15 protein-coding genes and 2 pseudogenes are annotated in these 18,831 nt (G+C 63.9%); 9 read left to right on the top strand and 8 right to left on the bottom strand.

Annotation, left to right across the window (positions count from 1 at the left end; all coding sequences use genetic code 11):
- Positions 1–248 precede the first annotated feature (248 nt).
- Positions 249–383, top strand: a complete 135-nt coding sequence (locus tag BDK88_RS22090) for a DUF7503 family protein (RefSeq protein ID WP_277613173.1) — start codon at positions 249–251, stop codon at positions 381–383.
- Positions 384–469: 86 nt separating this feature from the next.
- Here BDK88_RS22090 and BDK88_RS11585 read toward each other — a convergent pair.
- From BDK88_RS11585 to glpA, 5 genes and pseudogenes are all read right to left on the bottom strand, one after another.
- Positions 470–2,548, bottom strand: a pseudogene (locus tag BDK88_RS11585) (hypothetical protein).
- 66 nt (positions 2,549–2,614) lie between these two features.
- On the bottom strand, positions 2,615–3,799 hold the full coding sequence (locus tag BDK88_RS11580) for a Cdc6/Cdc18 family protein (RefSeq protein ID WP_130500519.1): 1,185 nt from the start codon (positions 3,797–3,799) through the stop codon (positions 2,615–2,617).
- A complete protein-coding gene (locus tag BDK88_RS11575) occupies positions 3,799–5,133 on the bottom strand; it encodes an anaerobic glycerol-3-phosphate dehydrogenase subunit C (RefSeq protein WP_130500518.1) in 1,335 nt (444 codons plus the stop codon). The genes BDK88_RS11580 and BDK88_RS11575 overlap by 1 nt, the downstream gene beginning before the upstream one ends.
- Before the next feature lie 112 nt (positions 5,134–5,245).
- Entirely contained in the window at positions 5,246–6,532 is a 1,287-nt protein-coding gene (gene glpB / locus BDK88_RS11570) for a glycerol-3-phosphate dehydrogenase subunit GlpB (RefSeq protein WP_130500517.1), read from the bottom strand.
- Positions 6,533–8,242, bottom strand: a complete 1,710-nt coding sequence (glpA, locus tag BDK88_RS11565) for an anaerobic glycerol-3-phosphate dehydrogenase subunit GlpA (RefSeq protein ID WP_130500516.1) — start codon at positions 8,240–8,242, stop codon at positions 6,533–6,535.
- Between the two features lie 296 nt (positions 8,243–8,538).
- Between glpA and glpK the strand changes: the two are divergent.
- From glpK to BDK88_RS11545, 4 genes and pseudogenes are all read left to right on the top strand, one after another.
- Positions 8,539–10,081, top strand: a pseudogene (glpK, locus tag BDK88_RS11560) (glycerol kinase GlpK).
- Between the two features lie 3 nt (positions 10,082–10,084).
- Positions 10,085–11,164 (top strand): hypothetical protein, encoded by a 1,080-nt coding sequence (locus BDK88_RS11555; RefSeq protein WP_130500515.1) that lies wholly within the window; start codon positions 10,085–10,087, stop codon positions 11,162–11,164.
- A 179-nt stretch (positions 11,165–11,343) separates the two neighbouring features.
- The gene (locus BDK88_RS11550; protein ID WP_165396956.1) at positions 11,344–11,847 is read left to right on the top strand and encodes a cupin domain-containing protein; all 504 of its coding nucleotides are present in this window, start codon (positions 11,344–11,346) and stop codon (positions 11,845–11,847) included.
- Between the two features lie 39 nt (positions 11,848–11,886).
- Complete coding sequence (locus tag BDK88_RS11545) at positions 11,887–12,570, top strand: HAD-IIB family hydrolase (protein WP_130500513.1); 684 nt, start codon at positions 11,887–11,889, stop codon at positions 12,568–12,570.
- Between the two features lie 68 nt (positions 12,571–12,638).
- Here BDK88_RS11545 and BDK88_RS21195 read toward each other — a convergent pair whose 3' ends face one another.
- Both BDK88_RS21195 and BDK88_RS11540 read right to left on the bottom strand, forming a co-directional pair.
- On the bottom strand, positions 12,639–12,815 hold the full coding sequence (locus BDK88_RS21195; RefSeq protein WP_165396955.1) for a hypothetical protein: 177 nt from the start codon (positions 12,813–12,815) through the stop codon (positions 12,639–12,641).
- A 122-nt stretch (positions 12,816–12,937) separates the two neighbouring features.
- Positions 12,938–13,303, bottom strand: coding sequence for a hypothetical protein (locus BDK88_RS11540; protein ID WP_130500512.1), 366 nt, complete (start codon positions 13,301–13,303; stop codon positions 12,938–12,940).
- Between the two features lie 237 nt (positions 13,304–13,540).
- Here BDK88_RS11540 and BDK88_RS11535 point away from each other — a divergent pair, with 237 nt between their 5' ends.
- The 4 genes from BDK88_RS11535 (at position 13,541) to BDK88_RS11520 (ending at position 18,395) form a co-directional block, all read left to right on the top strand.
- Positions 13,541–14,536, top strand: a complete 996-nt coding sequence (locus BDK88_RS11535; protein ID WP_130500511.1) for a phosphate uptake regulator PhoU — start codon at positions 13,541–13,543, stop codon at positions 14,534–14,536.
- An 80-nt stretch (positions 14,537–14,616) separates the two neighbouring features.
- Complete coding sequence (locus BDK88_RS11530) at positions 14,617–15,891, top strand: Single-stranded DNA binding protein (protein ID WP_130500510.1); 1,275 nt, start codon at positions 14,617–14,619, stop codon at positions 15,889–15,891.
- Positions 15,888–17,549 carry an RPA family protein gene (locus BDK88_RS11525; protein ID WP_130500509.1) on the top strand — a complete coding sequence of 554 codons (1,662 nt, stop codon included), beginning with the start codon at positions 15,888–15,890 and terminating at the stop codon, positions 17,547–17,549. Before BDK88_RS11530 ends, BDK88_RS11525 begins: the two co-directional genes overlap by 4 nt.
- Before the next feature lie 9 nt (positions 17,550–17,558).
- Positions 17,559–18,395 (top strand): metallophosphoesterase, encoded by an 837-nt coding sequence (locus BDK88_RS11520; protein ID WP_130500508.1) that lies wholly within the window; start codon positions 17,559–17,561, stop codon positions 18,393–18,395.
- Between the two features lie 26 nt (positions 18,396–18,421).
- Here the strand turns inward: BDK88_RS11520 and BDK88_RS11515 are convergent, their stop codons facing one another.
- On the bottom strand, positions 18,422–18,733 hold the full coding sequence (locus BDK88_RS11515) for a hypothetical protein (protein ID WP_092934356.1): 312 nt from the start codon (positions 18,731–18,733) through the stop codon (positions 18,422–18,424).
- Positions 18,734–18,831 lie beyond the last annotated feature (98 nt).

The following is an 18,831-nucleotide window of genomic DNA, read 5'->3' as shown; positions in this document are numbered from 1 at the left end:
GTGACACGCGCGGACAAGTAGTATTGGGACGGGCTGCTGTAACGTCTACCGGTGGGACCGTAGTGATCGCGGTCCAACCCACTGGCTTCAATAGTCCGTCTGACTCATTCTGTCCAGCAACAATACCCGGAGAAGCCGCCTCAAGCCGCCGATTGTGGTGCCATGAACGTTTTTCGCTCAATTATGTAATCTTATATATGTAAGTATAAGATAATTTTATTTCGATCGGTGACAACCATTGGAATGCAATGTCCGAAGCAGACAGCATGAAGGACTACCTCGCACAGAACCCTCGAATGATCGGCGTCCTGTTCACCCTGTTCGTCCTGCTCAGTCAGGCGGGTACGGTGGCTGCAGGGAGCATGTCCCAAGTTGGGCCCTAATATTGAATTAAGAAGACACCGCCTCGTTTACGCGTAACCCCGAGTAGAACCACGATTCGACCAGTCGTTCTTCGTCGTGCTGTTTCTCAGTCGAGTAGCGACGTCCCGATGCCCTCAGTTCCAGCATAACTCACTCTCGGATAGCACCGGTAATTCCGTCCAAGTCAGATATTCCCGGAGTTCTGCCGTCTCTACTGCTAACCGTGGGGTCGCTCCCTGGCGTGAGGTGACAGTCGGAAACCGAATCAAGCGGTGATGCGGTCACTGTCCCCAGTTTGAACTCTTTCGTCGAGTACGATTTGACGGCGAAATCGAATTCGTTCTCATCGCGAGACCCGATCTCGACGAGCATTGGTGCACCTCCATCGGATTGGGCGATATCAGCCGACCCATCGCCGACGATGAGATACTGCTCGCCGAGCATCGAGTTCTCGCGAGCGATCTCGAGTGCGCCTCGAAGCGGGAAGCCGCGATTTAACAGTCTGGCAATGGTCTCGCCTGCCGTCACTGCGTGCTCGTTGATGACGTCGGCGTACGTGCTGACACCGCCGAACGCGCCCCGCCGGGTGAGCGCAAGCCCCTGTTCGTAGGAGCGACAGGCGTTCAGGAAGAAGACGCCCTACATCGACAGACTCGAGGGTCCGGATGTCGAGGTCGCCGTCGGGACAGCGGAGGCCGTCTTCGGTCGCGTGGCCGATAAAGTGGAAGAAGTCATAGCCGCCGTCGGTCAGCAGGGTCGCCAGCTGGTCAGCGTCGACGCCGAACTTCGAGTCGATCTCGAAGGGAAGATCGGACCGGTTGCCGTAGCTGCCGTCGAGTAGGTCGTGTTCGTCTATCATTCGCGCGTCGTTACAGACGAGCAAAAGCTCGATCGATTCGACGGGTTCCCGGTGCTGGAGTTGATGTCGGTACGCCTCGAGCGTCGCTTTCGAGGCCTGCTGGGGCACGCCGTCACCGAACCAGGCATGCTCGACGGATTCGTCCGTTACGGCCGGCACGATGAACTCCGACTCGGCCGGTCCCGGCGTGGGTGAGCGCGCAGTCGTCGCCGAGCGGACGAGTTGAGAATTCGTCGCGTCCGTGTTCGGGATCGACTCGGGTGGGTGACTCGTCGTGTCGCGAACGATCCCCAGTTCGTTGACGATAAACGGCAGCAGCGTTGCGCTGTCCGGCTCGGACGGAACGTGGGCGGTCAGCGGCCACCGCGGAATGTGTGGTTCGAGCACGTCGAAGGGGACCGCGAGGTATTGCTCGAGGCGCTCGGCGAGTGAGCGGTCGTAGGTGGCCGCAAAGTCAAAGGGAAGGTCGTCTTCCAGCATCGATCGCTCGAGGAGGTCGTACTGGAAGACCCCCTCAGTCCGAACGATGCAATCGAGGAAGAAAAACCGCTTCAGGAGGTCGGCGACCGCGTCTTCGAACGCATGGCCAGCCGAGATCGGATGGGTAAACGCTGGCGTCTCGAGTGCCGGCTCGTCACCCGGTTGTATCGTGGCACCCAGGAAAAACGCAAGCGGCGCGACCTGATACAGCGAGGCGTACGATCGCGGCACGGTAATCGTGATGTCGCCGGCCGGCCGGTCGACGGTGTCGGGGATCTCGAGTCGGTCGCCGAGTTCGATCAATGGTGGATGGCCACGCAGCGTCGGCCACGTCCGCTCGGGCGAGGTGGTCTTCAGTGCGGACGGGAGCGCAGAGACGGCGTCCATCATCGCGTCGATATCGGGAGGTGTGGTGATCGTTCCCCGCGGCTGGTCATGTAGCGACCGGACACCAAGCTCGATCGTCGTCTCGCGGTCGGTCGTGATCGTGATCGACGTCAGCCCGATATCGATCGTCCCTGGTGCGTCGATGCGACAGTAGAGCTTGATCGGGCCGCTCAATCCGACGAACTGTGTCCGATCCTCGAGTCGGCCCGTTTCGCTGGCGTCGAAGCTCGCTTCCGTCCGCCCGGCTGCGTCGTGGACGGTGACGGAATACAGCTGATTGAACCCAAGTTCGTCGGTCTCGAGCCGGCAGGTCCGATCGACCGGGAAGCAAAACTGTGCTGGCTCGCTGGTGTCGAACGAGACGGAGCCGGGGGTCTCGATCTGGAGGCGGCGTTGCTCGATCGAGTCGTACACCTCGAGCCCGGTCGGGGCGGCCGTTTCCGCGAACGAGATCGTCATAGCTCAGCTGGTAGTGATTGCACCCTCTCGCCCCATGGTCAAAAAGAATTGTATCGGCCGGTCGGCCTATGCCCTGTCGATCCCGGTGGCCGACGGGACCGATGCCGCGGTGAGCGCTTGGAACGCAAGCGTCGGGAACAGCGGGCTGACCGCACTCGGCTGGCGACCGCTGCCGCGATCGGGCGTCGACAGCGGTACCCGTTCGATGACGCCGCGATCCGCGAGTTCGTACAGAAATCGTTTGACCGTGCCAGCGGTCAGCGACGATCGAGCCGCGATCGCGGTCGCGATTTCGCGAATCGGGCGATCAGTCGCATCGAGGTCGGTAAGCGTCACCAGTACCTGCTGGCGCGTTTCCGGAAGTGCCAGCGCACGACCGACGTGGACACCGTTTTCGGGCACGTCGGCCCGTGCAGTCTCGAGGTGGCTGTGCTCGATTCGATCCGCGTCCGCCTCGCGTGCGAGGACGGCGGCCCCGAACAGCGCCGCGAGCGCGTCGTGAGCGTTTCCGTCGGCCCAGGCAGCCAGCTCGCGCACGGCACCGTGATCGAGCGCGCCCGCTGCAAGCCCCGTCGAGGCGCGGTCGGTGATCACGTCGACGAGTTCGTGATCACGGTAGGCCGGCACGGTGACAGTCGCCCCGTCCCACCCGTCGGGTTCGCGCTGGCCGACCGGGACGATCGCGACGTGCGCGTCGACTGGTGCCAGGAGGTCGCGAGCGCGCCCGACGTCGAGCGTCTCGGGTTCGTCGTGGTGATCGATCGCGACGATTACGCGCCGATCGGGACGGTCGAGCCTGTTGCACAGCCGCGTGCGCAGTTCCTCGGTCCCGATGCCGCTCTCGGGGACCGGCTCGCTCGAGATCAGCGAGAGGACGGCCCGATAAAACGAAAAGGGGCTCTCGATACGACGACCGTCGACGGTCCCAAACCACGTGATCGGGCCAGCTGCCCCGGCCCGCGTCGTCGTGCCGATCGACCGCGCCGAGCCGCTGAACTGGCCGTTGAGCGCATCGAACAGCGCGGTCACGATCGCGGACGTGCCCGATCCCGCCGGGCCGACCACCGCAACCGGTGGCGGCAACTCGCCGTCGAAGACCGGCTCGAGCGCATCGAGCAGTTGCTCTAAGACGGGGCCACGGCCAACCGGCTCCGGTCGGTGGACGACGGGACTGAGCTGGTCGCGGTCGACGATAATGCGCCCGCCCCGTCGCGATGACCGCCGGCGAGCGATTCGCTCCTGTAAGTCCATTACTGGCCGTCTGCCTCCGCCGCCGGTCCGACGAGCGCTGCCTCGAGCACCTCGAGCGTGTGGGTAATCTCGTAGCCAGTCCCGTGTTCCATCTGCATCGAGCAAGTCGGACACTCCGTGAGCCCAGTGGTCGCCTCGGCGTCTTCCATGTGCTCGAACATTTCCGAGCCGATTTTCATGGAGGTTTCGTAATTCTCCTCCTTCCAGCCGTACGTCCCGGAGATACCCGAACAGGAATCGCCGACGTCGTGGGCCTCGACGCCGTCGATGGCGTCGAGCACTTCGACCGTCTGGCCGTCGAGTCCCTGGTTTCGGGCGTGACACGGTGCGTGATACGCGAAGTCGTCGAACTCGTCGCCGACCGAGGTGCCCTCGAGTTCGCTCTCGAGGTCCTCGTGAACCCGGAGGTACTCGACGGCGTCCCAGGTGTTTGCGGCGACATCCTCCGTGCCCTCGAAATCGAACAGTTCGGGGTACTCCTGGCGGAGCGACATCGAACACGAACTGCAAGAGGCGATGATGTCAGCGCCGTCTTCGAGAGCCCAGGCGAGTTCGCGCACGTTCGTCTCGGCCGACCGGCGTGCGTCCTCGAGCATCCCGTTTGCGAACATGGGCGTCCCCGAGCAGTGCTGGTCGGGAACCATGATCTCGTAGCCAAAGTGTTCGTAGACCCGCACCAGCGCCTTTGCGACCTCGGGGGTGTTGTAGTTGGCGTAGCAGCCGTGGAAGTAGGCGATGCGCTTGTCCTCGTTGTCGACCTTTGCACCGCCCCTCGCCGTCCACCATTCACGAAAGGTTTCGGTTGCGAATTCGGGGAACTCCCGTTCGCCCGTGATCCCGAGGAGCTTCTCGCCGAGCCACTGCGTCGCCGACAGCCCCATCATGAAGTTCGTCGTCCGCGGGAACATCGACCCGAGCGGGGCGAGCCGTCGGTAGTTCGCGAGCATACGGTTGCGCCAGTACTCCCGCGAGAGTTTGCTCATGTTCTCCTCGACGTACTCGGCGCGGGCGGTGTTGTGCATCTGCGAGAGCGGCACCTCCGAAGGACAGGCGCTGTCACAGCGCATGCAGTTCGAACACTTCATCACCGAGTCGTCGATGTCGTGGTCGTCCTGGCGCTTGAGCCGCCACTGCTCTGGCCCTTGGAACTTCGGGCCGGGGAACTCGTCGTCGACCTCGGCGACAGGACAGTTGGTATCGCAGGTCGAGCACTTGTAGCAGTTGTCCGCCCCTGGTCGGAGGTCCATCTCCTCGGCCTCTGGAAAGACCTGAATCGGCTCGAAGTCGTCGTCTCCCGGTCCGCCATCGTCGGTCGGCTGTTGTGCATCGCTCATCGAATCACCTGAGTCAGTCGGTCGCTGTCGGTCGCATCGCTCGCTCGAGTCCGTTCACTCACGCCCAGTCGATCGCGTTCGCCACTCGAGTCGCGTGGTTCGCCCGTGTCCGTCATTGTCTTGCCTCCGTCCCCGCACGCTGGCCCGCAACGTAGCCTGTCGCGAGCGAGACGCCGCTGCCGGATTTCTCTGCCGCGAAGTCGTAGCCGCCAAGCACCGCCCCCGCCGCACGGAGGTTCGAGAATTCGGGCTCGTCGCCGGGATCGAGCGGCTTGAGATCGCGGTCGACTGGCAGGCCGAACTGCGCGTAGGGTTGGTCGCCGAAGACGTCGTCGACGAACCAGTCGTAGCGGTCCGCCGGATGGGGAACGTGACAGTCAAAGATCGGCTCGAACACCCGCTTGCGCTTCGATCGCACGCCCTTACCGACCAGCCCGCCCGTTGCCAGTACGTACTGGTCGGCGCGATGGGGGATCTCGGTGCCGTTGCGATCGACGACGACGTGGTCGATTCGCCCGCTGGTGGCGGTCTCGTACTCGATTACCGGCACACCCGTCGTCACTCGGACGCCGGCGTCTTCGAGCGCCTCATAGAGCAGGTCCTCGAGTCGCAGCCCGGGCAGACTCGGTGGCCCCATCGGGACCTCGAAGATGTCGACGCCGAGTCGCTCCGCGAGGTCGGCTCTGACTGCGTCGGCGTGATCGTCTCCGAGGATCGCGGGGAAGCCAACGCGGGCCTCGGCCTCGAGTTGGGACCGGACGATGTCGGCGAGCGCATCGCGCGCGGTCGTCTCGCCCGCTGCCGTCTCCACGGTTTCGTCGTGGTCGAGCAGGTGTGCGTATCGCGTGACCTTCGCGTCGTCTCGGACGATTCCGGGGAACCGAACCGTCACGCCACGGGCCGCGAAGGGAGCGCCGGCGGCCTCGAGATGGGCAGCCGCCAGCGGTGCCTCGAAGTCCGGCAGCGTCTCGAAGCCGACGAGCAGGGTATCACGGTCGTCGCTCGCGATCCCGGCGGCGGTCGAAACAGGGTATCTGGCGGTTGGCTTGACCGTGCCGCCGTGGGTGGGCACGAGCGCGTTCGCGTCCGTGTGGCCGCCGTCGTATGCGTCGCCCGCGATCTCGTCAAAAAACGCGAGGGCCTCACGGACGGCCTCGAGCCCCACGCGCTCGTAGGGGTGGCCCTCGGGCAGGTCAACAAGTGCCTCGAACGGGTCCACGAGCGGGCCGTCGCCCGCCGGTGTGTAGCCGAGGATGTCGATCAAGCCGCTGGCGTGGCGGAGCGTACTCTGTTTGTACGAGACGAGTCGAACCTGTACGCCTTCGTCTGCGGCGGCGAGTGCGGCGGTTGCGCCTGCGAGGCCGCCGCCGATCACGAGGACGTCGTCTTCGATCGCCATCTAGCGGCCCCCTCGGATCCCGTCGATCCGGTCTCTCTCGGCTCGGCCGTCGTCGAAGGCCGCGAAATCCACGGTCGACGTCGCGCTTGCGGGATCGCGATCTCGGTTCATCGTCGTCGCATGCAGTGCGTAGTTGAGCATCGCTTGCGAGAGCTGTTCGCCCCACAGCGCGTGGCGCTCGCCTTTCCAGCGTTCCTGAAAGAGTTCGTCGAGCGCCTCGCGGACCATCTCCTCGTCGTATTCGGGGTGGAGTTCGTTTGCCATCGTTTGACAGCAGAAACCACCCTGACAGTTCCCCATCGAGGCCCGTGTTCGGATGCGAACCGCGTTCAGGTCCGTCCCCGACTGGGCGATGGCATCTTTGATCTCTGCGCGCGTGACGCCTTCACACTGGCAGATCACCGGGTTCGGCTCGTTGGTCTCGAGCACCTCGCGAGCCCGACTGCCCAGCCGCTGTCTGCTCCGGCGGGCCACCGGCGAGCGCAGCCCGAAGTCATCCATCCCGGCCTCGAGCGTCGCGATGTTTTCGCTGCCGGGCAGTGGCTCGTCGGCGGTCGCACAGGTGGCGTTTACACCTAGTTTCTCGCAGACGTGATCGGCGATATCTTCGGCCATCATCCGGTAGGTAGTGAACTTGCCGCCGACGATGCTGGACATCCCCGCGACGCCGTCGCGGTCGGCGTGGTCGAGCAGGAAGAAGTCTCGGGTAATGTCGGTCGGGTCCTGCGTGCCGGTTCCCGGCGGCTCGTAGAGCGGGCGCACGCCCCAGAACGAGCGGATTGTCCGGGCTTCCTCGAGGATCGGTACCAGTTCCGTGAGGGTGTCGATCATCTGGTCGACCTCCCACTGCTCCTCGGGGTAGTCGTCCGGATCGTCGACTTCCTCGTCGGTCGTGCCCAAGATTGCGGTCGTCTCGTGGGGGACGATGATATCGGCGTCGCCTTTCGGATGGCAGCGGTTGATCACGGTGTCGACCTGCCGGACGTTCATGATCGTCATCACGCCCTTGGAGGGGCGGACTGCGATCTCGAGGTCGGCCATCGCACCGATCTGGCCGGCCCACGCGCCGGTCGCGTTGACGACGTACTCGGCGGTGATCTCCTCGGTGGTCCCGGACGTGGCGTGCGTACGTTTGCCGGGGCCCGAGTCGTGGCGCACCTCGACGCCGTAAATGTCGTCGCCGTCGCGCAGGAGGTCGATCACCTCGGCGTGGGTTTCGATGCGCGCGCCGTAGTTCTCGGCGTCGACCGCGTTCGCGACGCAGAGTCGGAACGGGTCGACCGCGCCGTCGGGGACTTCGATCGCCCGTTTGATATCGTCAGCGAGGTAGGGTTCGACCTCGCGGGCTTCCGACCCCGAGAGCACGCGGGCGGGGATCCCACACTCCCGACAGCCCTCGAGTTTCTGCCGGAAGTAGTCGTCCGAGTCCTCGGGTCGCTGGACGAACAGGCCGCCGGTCTCCTCGACGCAGTGACCGGCAATCTCCCGAAGGATCTCGTTTTCTTCGATACACTCAGTCGCGCTGGCCTGGTCGGAGACGGCATATCGCCCGCCGCTGTGGAGCAGGCCATGCATCCGACCGGTCGTTCCGTCTGTGAGGTTGCCTCGCTCGACGAGCGTGACCTCGAGGCCTCGCATCGCCAGATCGCGGGCGATGCCACAGCCGGTCGAGCCGCCGCCGAGGACGAGAACCTCCGTGTCACGGGCCATTCCTTCAGAAGCCACTACGGACAGCCACATCTTTATTTTATCGGCGGCGAAGGAACAGCCATAACAATGGGATGATATCGAGACTAGTAGTCAGTTGACCGGAACGACACGCAGCGGCCGCATGTCGATTTTCTTCTTAGAACAGCGTATATAGCGTTCATACTGCTCGAATTCTCACATCATCTTATGATGGCTGTGTTATGGGTTCGGTAACTTTTATAATGATTGTAGGAATTGTTTACCAGTAGAACGCGCCCGTCAGTAAAGACATCGTGCGCGAGTGTGGGATAACACCTATGACAACCAATACCTACGTCGGTGCGGTAGACCAGGGAACGACCGGCACCCGCTTCATCGTCTTCGATCACGAGGGACAGGTCGTCGCGAACGCCTACGAGAAACACGAACAGATCTATCCCGAACCCGGCTGGGTCGAGCACGACCCGACGGAAATATGGGAGAACACCAAAGCCGTCATCAGACAGGCTCTCGGGCAGGCGGGTATCGGCCCCGATCAGCTCGAGGCTATCGGCGTGACCAACCAGCGAGAGACGACACTGCTGTGGGATGCAGACACTGGCAACCCCGTCCACAATGCCATCGTCTGGCAGGACCGTCGGACGACCGATCGCGTCGAGCAACTCGAAGAGGAGGGAATGGTCGAGACTATCCGCGACAAAACCGGCCTCGAGGCCGACGCCTACTTCTCGGCGACGAAAGCCGAGTGGCTCCTTGACAACGCCGACCCGATCAAACTCGAGCGCACGCGCCCCGCGGACATCCGCGACCGCGCAGAGCAAGGCGAGGTCTTGTTCGGGACTATCGATACGTGGTTGATCTACAACCTCACGGGCAACCACATCACCGAAGTCACGAACGCCTCGCGGACGATGCTCTACAACATCCACGACCTCGAGTGGGACGACGACTTGCTGGCGGAGTTTTCGATTCCCGAGGCCATGTTGCCCGAGGTCCGTCCCTCGAGCGACGACGATACCTACGGGACGACCGATCCCGACGGCTTCCTCGAGGCCGAGGTGCCCGTCGCGGGTGCGCTTGGCGACCAGCAGGCGGCCCTGTTCGGGCAGACCTGTTTCGATGCCGGCGACGCGAAGAACACCTACGGCACCGGCTCGTTCTTCCTGATGAACACCGGCAACGAGGCCGTCGAATCCGACCACGGCCTGTTGACGACGATCGGGTTCCAGCGCTCGGGTGAAGACGTCCAGTACGCACTCGAGGGAGCGATCTTCGTCACCGGCGCGGCGATCGAGTGGCTCGAGGACATGACGCTGATCGACGATCCCGCCGAGACGGCGGAACTGGCCCGGAGCGTCGACACGACCGATGGCGTCTACGTCGTCCCCGCGTTTACTGGACTTGGCGCACCCCACTGGGATCAACGCGCACGCGGCACCATCGTCGGGATGACACGTGGCACCCGCAAAGAACACGTCGTCCGCGCGACCCTCGAGTCGATCGCCTACCAGACCCGCGACGTCGCCGAAGCGATGGAGGCCGACTCGGGGATCGAGATGACAGTCGCTGAAAGTCGACGGCGGCGCGGTCAAGAACAACTTCCTCTGTCAGCTCCAGTCGGACATCATCGGCTCGGAGATCGTCCGCCCGGTAGTCGACGAGACGACGGCGCTCGGGTCGGCCTACGCGGCTGGCCTCGCAGTCGGCTACTGGAGCGATCCCGACGAGTTGCGGAGCAACTGGCAGATCGACGCCGAGTTCGAACCCGAGATGGATCCGGACACCGCCGATCGGCGATACGACCGCTGGGATGACGCCGTCGACCGAGCGCGCGACTGGGCGCGAGATAGTGAGGAGTAAGCGATGGTCCAGACGCTGCTTCAGATTCCGGTTATCGGAATGGAGACCGACGCGTTCGTCCTCCTGCTCATTACCGCCCTCGCCGGCGGCGCGTTCGGTGCAGCACTCGGTGCACTGCCGTCGTTCGTCTTTACCGGCTTTGTCGTCTTCCTCGGCGAAGGTATCGCGATCCTGCAGCGCGAAGTCGGTGCGGTCGAGGGGATTCCGGCAGCTGAACTCGGCGCTGGCATTACCGGGACGATCGGCTTCGGCGCGGTGACTGGCCCCCATATCGCCTTCGCTGGCGGTGTCGCCGCGACAGCCTACGCCGGCCGGCGGTATCCCGAGATGGAACCCGCCGGCTGGGACTACCACTTCGGAAAGAACATCCTGTACGCCGTTCGGGACCAAACCGACATCCTCGCGGTCGGTGCGGTCTTCGGCGCGGTCGGGATGCTCATCACCCAGGTGCTAAACGGAATCGGCTTCCCGACGGACAACATCGCGCTCTCGGTCGTCGCGACGGCCTTCCTGGCTCGCCTCGCCTTCGGCTACCCGCTCGTCGGCAAGGTGGCTGGCTCGAGCATCCTCGACATGTCGCCGTTCGAGCGCGAGGAAAAACGGATGGCTGCCGACGGCGGCACTGAAACTGACCGGTTAGCGACCGAGCCTTGGCTCCCCCACCAGTACGAGTGGTCCGGCGTGGCGACCATCGGCGTCATCGGTGGGATCCTCGGCGGGTACATCTGGCTCATGACTGAGAGCATCTTCCTGGGGTATGCGATCTCCGCGATGAGCCTGCTGTTTCTGAACCTCGGGGTCGAGAAAATTCCGGTCACCCACCACATCACACTCCTGGGCGCGGTGGGTGCGATCATCGCGACCGACGCGGCGATCATCGGAAGTGAACCGGTTGCACTGCTCGTCGCCGGTGTCTTCGGTGCGATCTCCGGCCTTCTCGGTGAGGTGAGCCAGCGGATCTTCTACTCTCACTCCGGGACACACGTCGACCCGCCAGCGATGGCGATCGCGGAGTTCATGTTCGTTCTCGGGGTGCTCTATCTGCTCGGGCTGCTGCCCAACGCGGGTTACCTCGCGCTCTGAATGCGAGACGGTTCATCCGAGGCCCGATTTCTACCACCTATCTGATAACTACCATACGGCGCTGTTGTCGCCCGCAGCAAGTGATCGATTTGCGGTCGGCAGCCCGACCGCCGTGTCGTTGGACTTCCCTAACCACTCTCACTACTATTTTATCGCACTGTGTGATGTGCTACCTAGACATGGGTACACAGACAAGTCCAGAAGCGATGCCGACGGTGATGGGCGCGACCGATGGGAAGGCGGTGTGGTCAGTCGGTGTGCTAATGGTCTTCAAGACCGATGCCGAGCGAACGGACGGCGCGTTCACCTTGCTCGAGCACACTGCTCCCGCCGGCTACGAAACGCCGTACCACGTTCACCACGGCGAAGACGAACTATTCTATATCCTTGACGGTGAGATCGACTGTTACTATGGCGATGACGGCGAGACCGTGAGCCGGGCAAGTCCGGGAGAGACAGTGTTCCTCCCTCGAGACGTCCCACACGGCTTCCGTGTCGTCAGCGACGATGCCTGTCGCATGCTCGTCCAGGTGACGCCGGCAGGCCTCGAGGAGTTATTCATCGAGGTCGGTGAGCCGGCGAAGCGACTGGAGACGCCGCCGCAAGCCGAACTGGACACCGCGGCGCTGGCTGAAGCGGCCGCAGCGTATCAACTCGATATTCTTGGACCGCTCCCGGATTGAACCGACCGTTTTAGGTCACCCAGCCCTCGAGTCACGGCTATGACCGCCGATCCGCCGCTCGTGCTCGACGTCGACGGCACCCTGACCCGTCCCCAGGGATGGGGTATCGATCCCCGCGTGTTCGATCCGCTCCGCGAATGGGACGCGCCCGTCGTGATCGCCACCGGGAAGGCCTTTCCCTACCCCGTTGCGCTCTGTCACTTCATCGGAATTCCCGAACTCGTCGTCGCCGAAAACGGCGGTGTCGTCTACACCGGCGACGACGTCTTCTTCACCGCCGACCGCGAGGCTGCCCAGGCCGTCACCGAGGAGTACCGGGCCGCGGGCTATGACCTCGGCTGGGGCGACGAAGACACCGTCAACCGCTGGCGCGAAACCGAAATCGCTGTCAACCTCGAACAGCCCCTCGAGCCACTGCGCGAGATCGCCGCCAAGCACGGCCTCGAGGTGATCGACACCGGCTACGCCTACCACGTCAAGGATACGAACCCGAACAAGGGGGCGGGACTCGAGACGATCGCCGAGCAGACCAGTATCGATCTCGAGGACTGCGTCGCGATCGGCGATTCGGTCAACGACGTTTCGACGTTCGAGGCCGTCGATCGTGGGTTCGCCGTCAACAACGCCGACGAGTCGGCGAAAGCGGCTGCCGACGAAGTGCTCGACGAGGTCCACGCCGACGGGACGCTGGCGGTGCTCGAGCGGGTTCGCGGAACGCGCTGATCAGTTCTGGCTTCTCGGAGTGCGCGATACTGTTCGACAGGCATGCTCGTCGTCAGAACCGACGCCGCTTACCCCTCTGCGTACCACAGCGCCAGTACCCCGATGAACACCCCTACGAAAACCGACCCGACGATAACCAAGCCGCCGATTCGATCGCTAAAAACGATAACTGTGAGGACAATGCCGAGCAGCAGTGACACAAGCGCAATGAGGGCATCGAGACGGCGACGGACACCACGTTCCATGAGTTACTGTCAGCTTTCCTGAGTATAAATCTAAAGGCGAACTGTAGAATCTCGTAACCGACGATCGACAGCAGTCCCACCGGACGTGACGAGTGTCGAGCGTCGTGAATCGCGTGTTTGAGTTACCTTTCGCCGGCGCTCGAGTCGCCGTCGCCAGCCGTGTCGGTGCTCTCGCCAGTTTCTTCGTCGACCGACGACTGAACGTCGTCGATGTCGATGGGCGTACCGAGTTCATCGGTGTCGATCGCCTGCTCGAGCGTTTCTTTGTCGCTTACCGCACTCAGTCCCTGCTCGTCGACCGCAGACTGGATCTCCTCGGCATCGATCGCCGAGTCGACTGTCCCGTCGTTCGTCGACGATTTCAGCGCTCGCCGGACGACGAGATAGCCGGCCAGCGCCGCACCGCCGGAGGCGATCGCTCCCGGAACCCCGTATCGTCTGTAACCGAACGTGGCCGCTTTCTTGCCGATTGTATAGGCACCGATCATGGCCGACAGTTGTACTGGGACGCGCAAGAGAGCGCGGCTTTCGTACGGAAGCGAGGAGAAACGTCGGCAACCGTATACGCTCTATATAGTTGTCGGATATTCTAGGAACGTGGTTGTGTGGCGGAGACACGCATTCGAAAGCGTATCGAGCACTTCATCGAGTCGAATTGAGGGGGCATCTCGGCAATACTCTATAGATTTGCCCATATTTATATTCGATCGGTCGTATCCTGCTATATGGAGACGCGAAAGGTCCAGGTGACGGGTGGATCGACCTACACCGTCTCGCTACCAAAGACGTGGGCGACCGAGAACAACGTCAGCGCCGGTACGACCGTGGAGTTCTACCCCGAAGACGACGCGCTGTTGCTGACACCCCAGAGCGAAACGGAACGACAGGAGGGAACCCTCGATATCTCGCAGCTCGAGGGCGAACGGCTCACCCGGGCCGTAATGACGATGTACGTCAGCGGGTTCGACATCATTCGTCTCGAGGCGGGCCGGATCACGACCGATCAGCGCCGTGCGATCCGCAGTGCGACGCAGGGGCTGGTCGGTGTCGAAGTCTTAGAGGAGACAACCGACAGCGTGGTCATTCAGGACTTACTCGATTCCTCGGAGCTGTCGATCGTCAACGCCGTCACGCGGATGCGCTTGATCTCCCAGTCGATGCTCGAGGACGCGATTACGGCGTTGATCGAAGACGACGACGACATCGCACACGACGTGATCGAACGCGACGACGACGTCGACCGGCTCTGGCTCGTCGTCTCGCGGATCTTCCGGGCGACGCTTCGCTCCCCGCGAGCGGCCGAAGAACTCGGCGTACCTCGCGAGGACTGTTTTGACCTCCACTCGAGTGCCCGCCAACTCGAGCGCGTCGCCGACCACGCCGCCAAGATCAGTAACCTCGCGCTCAAACTCGACGAGATTCCCGCGGACGTCGCTGAGGCGCTCGAGGGCCTCCACGAGGACGCAGCAACGATTCTGGAGAAATCGATGGACGCGCTGTTCGCCGAGGGGACCGACGAAGCGAACCGGCTCGGACACAGTGCCCGCGAGGCCGTCCTCGAGATCGACCAACACACCCGCCAGATCGACGATATGCTTCGGGACCTCGACCCGGTGCAGGCCCAGTCGCTCGGGTTGATCGTCGACTCGCTGTCCCGAAGCGCCGACTACGGCGGCAATATCGCCGAGACGGCACTCCAGAAGGCCGCACCGCGCCCCTGACGGTCGCTTGACTGCTCGTCGCTGTCCACTTTCACCTTCCTGCGGGAACGCTTTTTAAGCCCCACTCCGAAAGGAAAACGATGGAACTCGACGATCATGCCGAGGATCTCGCCTCCGACCTCGGTGTCGACAAAGAGGAGGTCAAAGCTGACCTGCAGAATTTGGTAGAGTACAGCGTCCCGATCGACGAGGCCGTCCAGAGCCTCCGGCGGAAGTACGGCGATGGGTCCAGCGGCGGGAGCGGGACACCATCGTCGAAAGACGTTGCGGAGATCACGCCCGAGGATAGTTCGGTCACCGTCACCGGCGTCGTCCTGACGGCCGGCAAACGATCGATCCGCTATCAGGGCTCCGATCACGTCATCGTCGAAGGCCGACTGGCTGACGAGACCGGTGCCATCGACTACACGGCGTGGGAGGACTTCGGGCTCTCGCCGGGCGAGACGATCACCGCGGGCAACGCGGGCGTCCGCGAGTGGGACGGCGAGCCCGAACTCAATCTCGGCGAGAGCACCTCGCTTTCCTTCCTCGAGGAGTCGCTCGAGGTCCCATACGAGATCGGCGGCGACGCCCAACTGGCCGATCTGCAGACGGGCGATCGTGCCGTCACGATCGAAGTCAGCGTCCTCGAGTGTGAACGGAAGACGATCGACGGCCGCGACGGCGAGACGGACATCCTGAGCGGTGTTTTCGGCGACGAGAGCGGTCGGCTTCCGTTTACGAACTGGGATCCCGCGCCCGAAATCGAAGAGGGCGGCTCGGTTCGCATCGAGAACGCTTACGTCCAGGAATTCCGTGGCGTCCCTGAAGTCAACGTCTCCGAGTTCTCGACGGTCACCGCGCTCGAGCGCGAGATCGACGTCGGCAGCGATACCGCGACGATGGATATCGGCGACGCGGTCGCCACCGGCGGCGTCTACGACGTCGAAGTCGTGGGCAACCTGCTGGCAGTTCGTGACGGCTCCGGGTTGATCCAGCGCTGTCCGGAGTGTTACCGAGTTATTCAGAAAGGACAGTGTCGCACCCACGGTGACGTCGACGGTATCGACGACCTGCGCGTCAAGGCGATCCTCGACGATGGGACTGGTGCCGTCACGGTCGTCCTCGACGACGAACTGACCGAACGGGTCTACGGCGGAACCTTAGAAGACGCCTTAGAACAGGCCCGTGAAGCCATGGATCAGGAGGTCGTCGCCGAGACGATCCGCGAGCGCATCGTCGGCCGCGAGTACCGCGTGCGCGGACACCTCTCGGTTGACGAATACGGGGCGAATTTAGACGCCGAAACGTTCGCGGAGAGTAATGACGACCCGGCTGCACGTGCGACGGCCTTCCTCGAGGAGGTGGACGCATGAGCGCGAACGGCAACGGGAACGGCGACGAAATTCCCGGACGGGAAATCGCTTACCGCCTGTTCGCGGCCGAATATGATGACGCCTCGCTTTCGTATGCCGAAAGCGACGAGGAACGCGCGCCGAACTACGTCATCTCGCCGACCGGCGCGCGCCTCAACCGCGTGTTCGTCGTCGGGACGCTCACCGAGGTCACGTCGGTCAACGACGAGATGGTCCGTGCCCGCGTCGTCGACCCGACCGGCGCGTTCGTCGTCTACGCCGGCCAGTACCAACCCGACGAACTGGCATTCCTCGAGCAAGCAACACCCCCCGCTTTCGTCGCGGTGACGGGCAAGGCTCGGACCTTCCAGCCCGACGATTCGGACCAGGTCTATACCTCGATCCGGCCCGAGAGCATCGCGGCGGTCGACGCCGATACCCGCGACCGCTGGGTCGTCAGCGCGGCCGAACGGACGCTCGAGCGCGTCGGCACCGCCGCTGGGGCAGCCGAACTCGATGTCGAGGGTGACGTCCTGACCGACACCCTCCGCGAGGCTGGCGTCGAATCCGGCCTTGCAGCCGGGATCCCGATTGCACAGGACCACTACGGCACGACGCCGTCGTACCTCGCGGCGCTGCGTGACTGTGCGCTCGAGGCGGTCGAAGTTGTCGCGGGCGAACGCGACCAGGTGAGCGGCCTCGATCTCGCCCCCGACGCGACGAGCCCGGACCCCGACGCAACGGCGGCGTCGCTTGCCGACCTTGCCGACCTCGAACTCGACGCGCTCGAGGCCAGCGTCGAACCCGAGCCTGCCACGCCGTCGGACGACCGGTCGGCGGAACCGGTTGCGGCGACGGCCGGCGATACGGCAGACGCAGGTGCCGGGTCCGCGGCCGGCACGGCGACGAGTTCGCCTTCGGAGACGGCAGATCTTGAGACCGATCCCGAACCCGAAACCGGCCTCGAAACCGAGACGGTCGACGCCGACCGCGAGACAGACGTTGACGAGACCGCCGAGCCGGAGACCGAGTCCGAGCCGACGGCCAGTGAGCTAGCGAGCGACGAGCCAGCGGAGATCGAGACCGCGGCCGCCGACACGCTCGAGACCGAAGACGGAGACGACGACACGACGGACGACCTCGGTGACTTCGACGCCGGCGACGTCGACGACGGGATGTACGAGATGGACGAGGAGGAACGCGAACAGCTCGAAGAGGAGTTCGGCGCGGAGTTTACGACCGGGAGCGAGGTCGACGATCCCGGCAAGGCCGATATCGAGGTGCCCGACCCTGCCGAAACCGAGGACACGCTCGCGGGAGAATCGGCACCCGAGGACGCCACCGAACAGGACAGCGAGATCGGCACAGCGCCCGAGTCCGGCCTCGACACAGCGGAATCCGACGAACCGGAACCCGAAACCGAGAAACCGGAACCCGCAGCGGACGCCGACGACGCTGCGAGCGACGACGAACCAGCCGCCGACGTCGACCTCGAGGACTACGTCGTCGAGACGATGGAGGAACTCGACGACGGCGACGGTGCCAACCGAACTGCGGTGATCGAGACGGTCGTCGACGACACTGGCGTTCCTGCCGATGAGGTCGAAGATGCGATCCAGGACGCGCTGATGGGCGGGCAGTGTTACGAGCCCGACGACGAGACGCTGAAAGCGATCTGATCGGCCGCGATGCGAGGCGATTCAACTCGTTCCGATCCTGGGGGTGTGTCGCCGCCCGCACGCGTCGAACCCGTCCCCGGTGAACCGGCCGCGACCGCCACAATCGCAGGCGAGCGCGTGTTACTCGTCGCCGACTACCACGCTGGCTACGAGGCAGGCCTGCGATACGACCGCGGCGTCGAGGTTCCAAACCATGGAGCCGACCGCCGGGAGCGATTGCTGGCGCTGTGTGACCGCACCCGGCCCGATCGGCTTGTTGTCCTCGGTGATCTCATGCACTCGATCGGCGACCCGGGCGGGGCCGAACGCGGCGAGCTCGAGGTACTGTTCGAATCGTTCCCGGCCGACCTCGCGGTAACGGTCGTCAAGGGCAATCACGACGGTCGCATCGAGACCTGGCTCGACGAGAGCGACGAAATCGATGCGACGGTCGACATCACCTCCGGCGGGGGGATCGCCCTCGGCAATCTCGGTGTCTGCCACGGCCATACCTGGCCCGAGCCGGCGGTCCTCGAGACCGAGGTCGTCTGTCTGGGCCACGAACATCCCTGCGTGCGGCTCACAGACGAAGTCGGCGGGAGTCGCGTCGAGCGCGCGTGGCTTCGCGGTCGCCTCGAGCCCGAGCCGTTTCGCAACCGGCCCGAGTACGAGGGCGTGTCGTGGCTCGCAGCAGAAACGGACCCGCCGCGCGTGGTCGTCATGCCCGCGTTCAACGACCTCGTCGGTGGGACGTGGATCAACGTGGCTGGCCAGTCGTTTCTCTCGCCGTTTCTGCCCACGGGGGTGGCTGACGGCGAGGCGTACCTGCTCGATGGAACGCGACTCGGCGCGTACGAGTCGATTTGACGGCGCGGTCGATCGGACGATCGAAACTACCGTCGTACCGTTTCCGACCGAATCTCGTCACCGTCACGCCACTGATAATAGTAGTACTCGGTTCCTGCGATCTCCGTCACCGAGACTGTCGCTCGTTCCGGGACGCCGTCGGGATACGTCTCCGGCTCGAGACCATCTGCCGATGACGCGTCCTCGCCGTCGTGCTGGTCTTTCCACGCGGCCAGCGTTTCGAGATAGGAACTCACGGCACGCAGCGTCGCTTCGTCTTGTGCGATGAGTTCGTCGCGCGTCTCGTCGCTTACGCTGTCCAGTTCCGGCGGCGGAGTCGGTCGCTCGTCCGGAGTCATGTCTCCTGCTGGGAACGGGAGATCCGTAAAACGTCGTTTTTGCGTCGTGGTCGGGTCGCTCGACGTAATTTGTCACCCGATAACACAACACATATGAG

The organism is Natrinema hispanicum (genome assembly GCF_004217335.1).
In the GTDB taxonomy this organism is placed as follows: domain Archaea; phylum Halobacteriota; class Halobacteria; order Halobacteriales; family Natrialbaceae; genus Natrinema; species Natrinema hispanicum.
The sequence above is the reverse complement of the archived record's forward strand: the minus strand, read 5'-3'. Positions and strand labels throughout refer to the sequence as shown.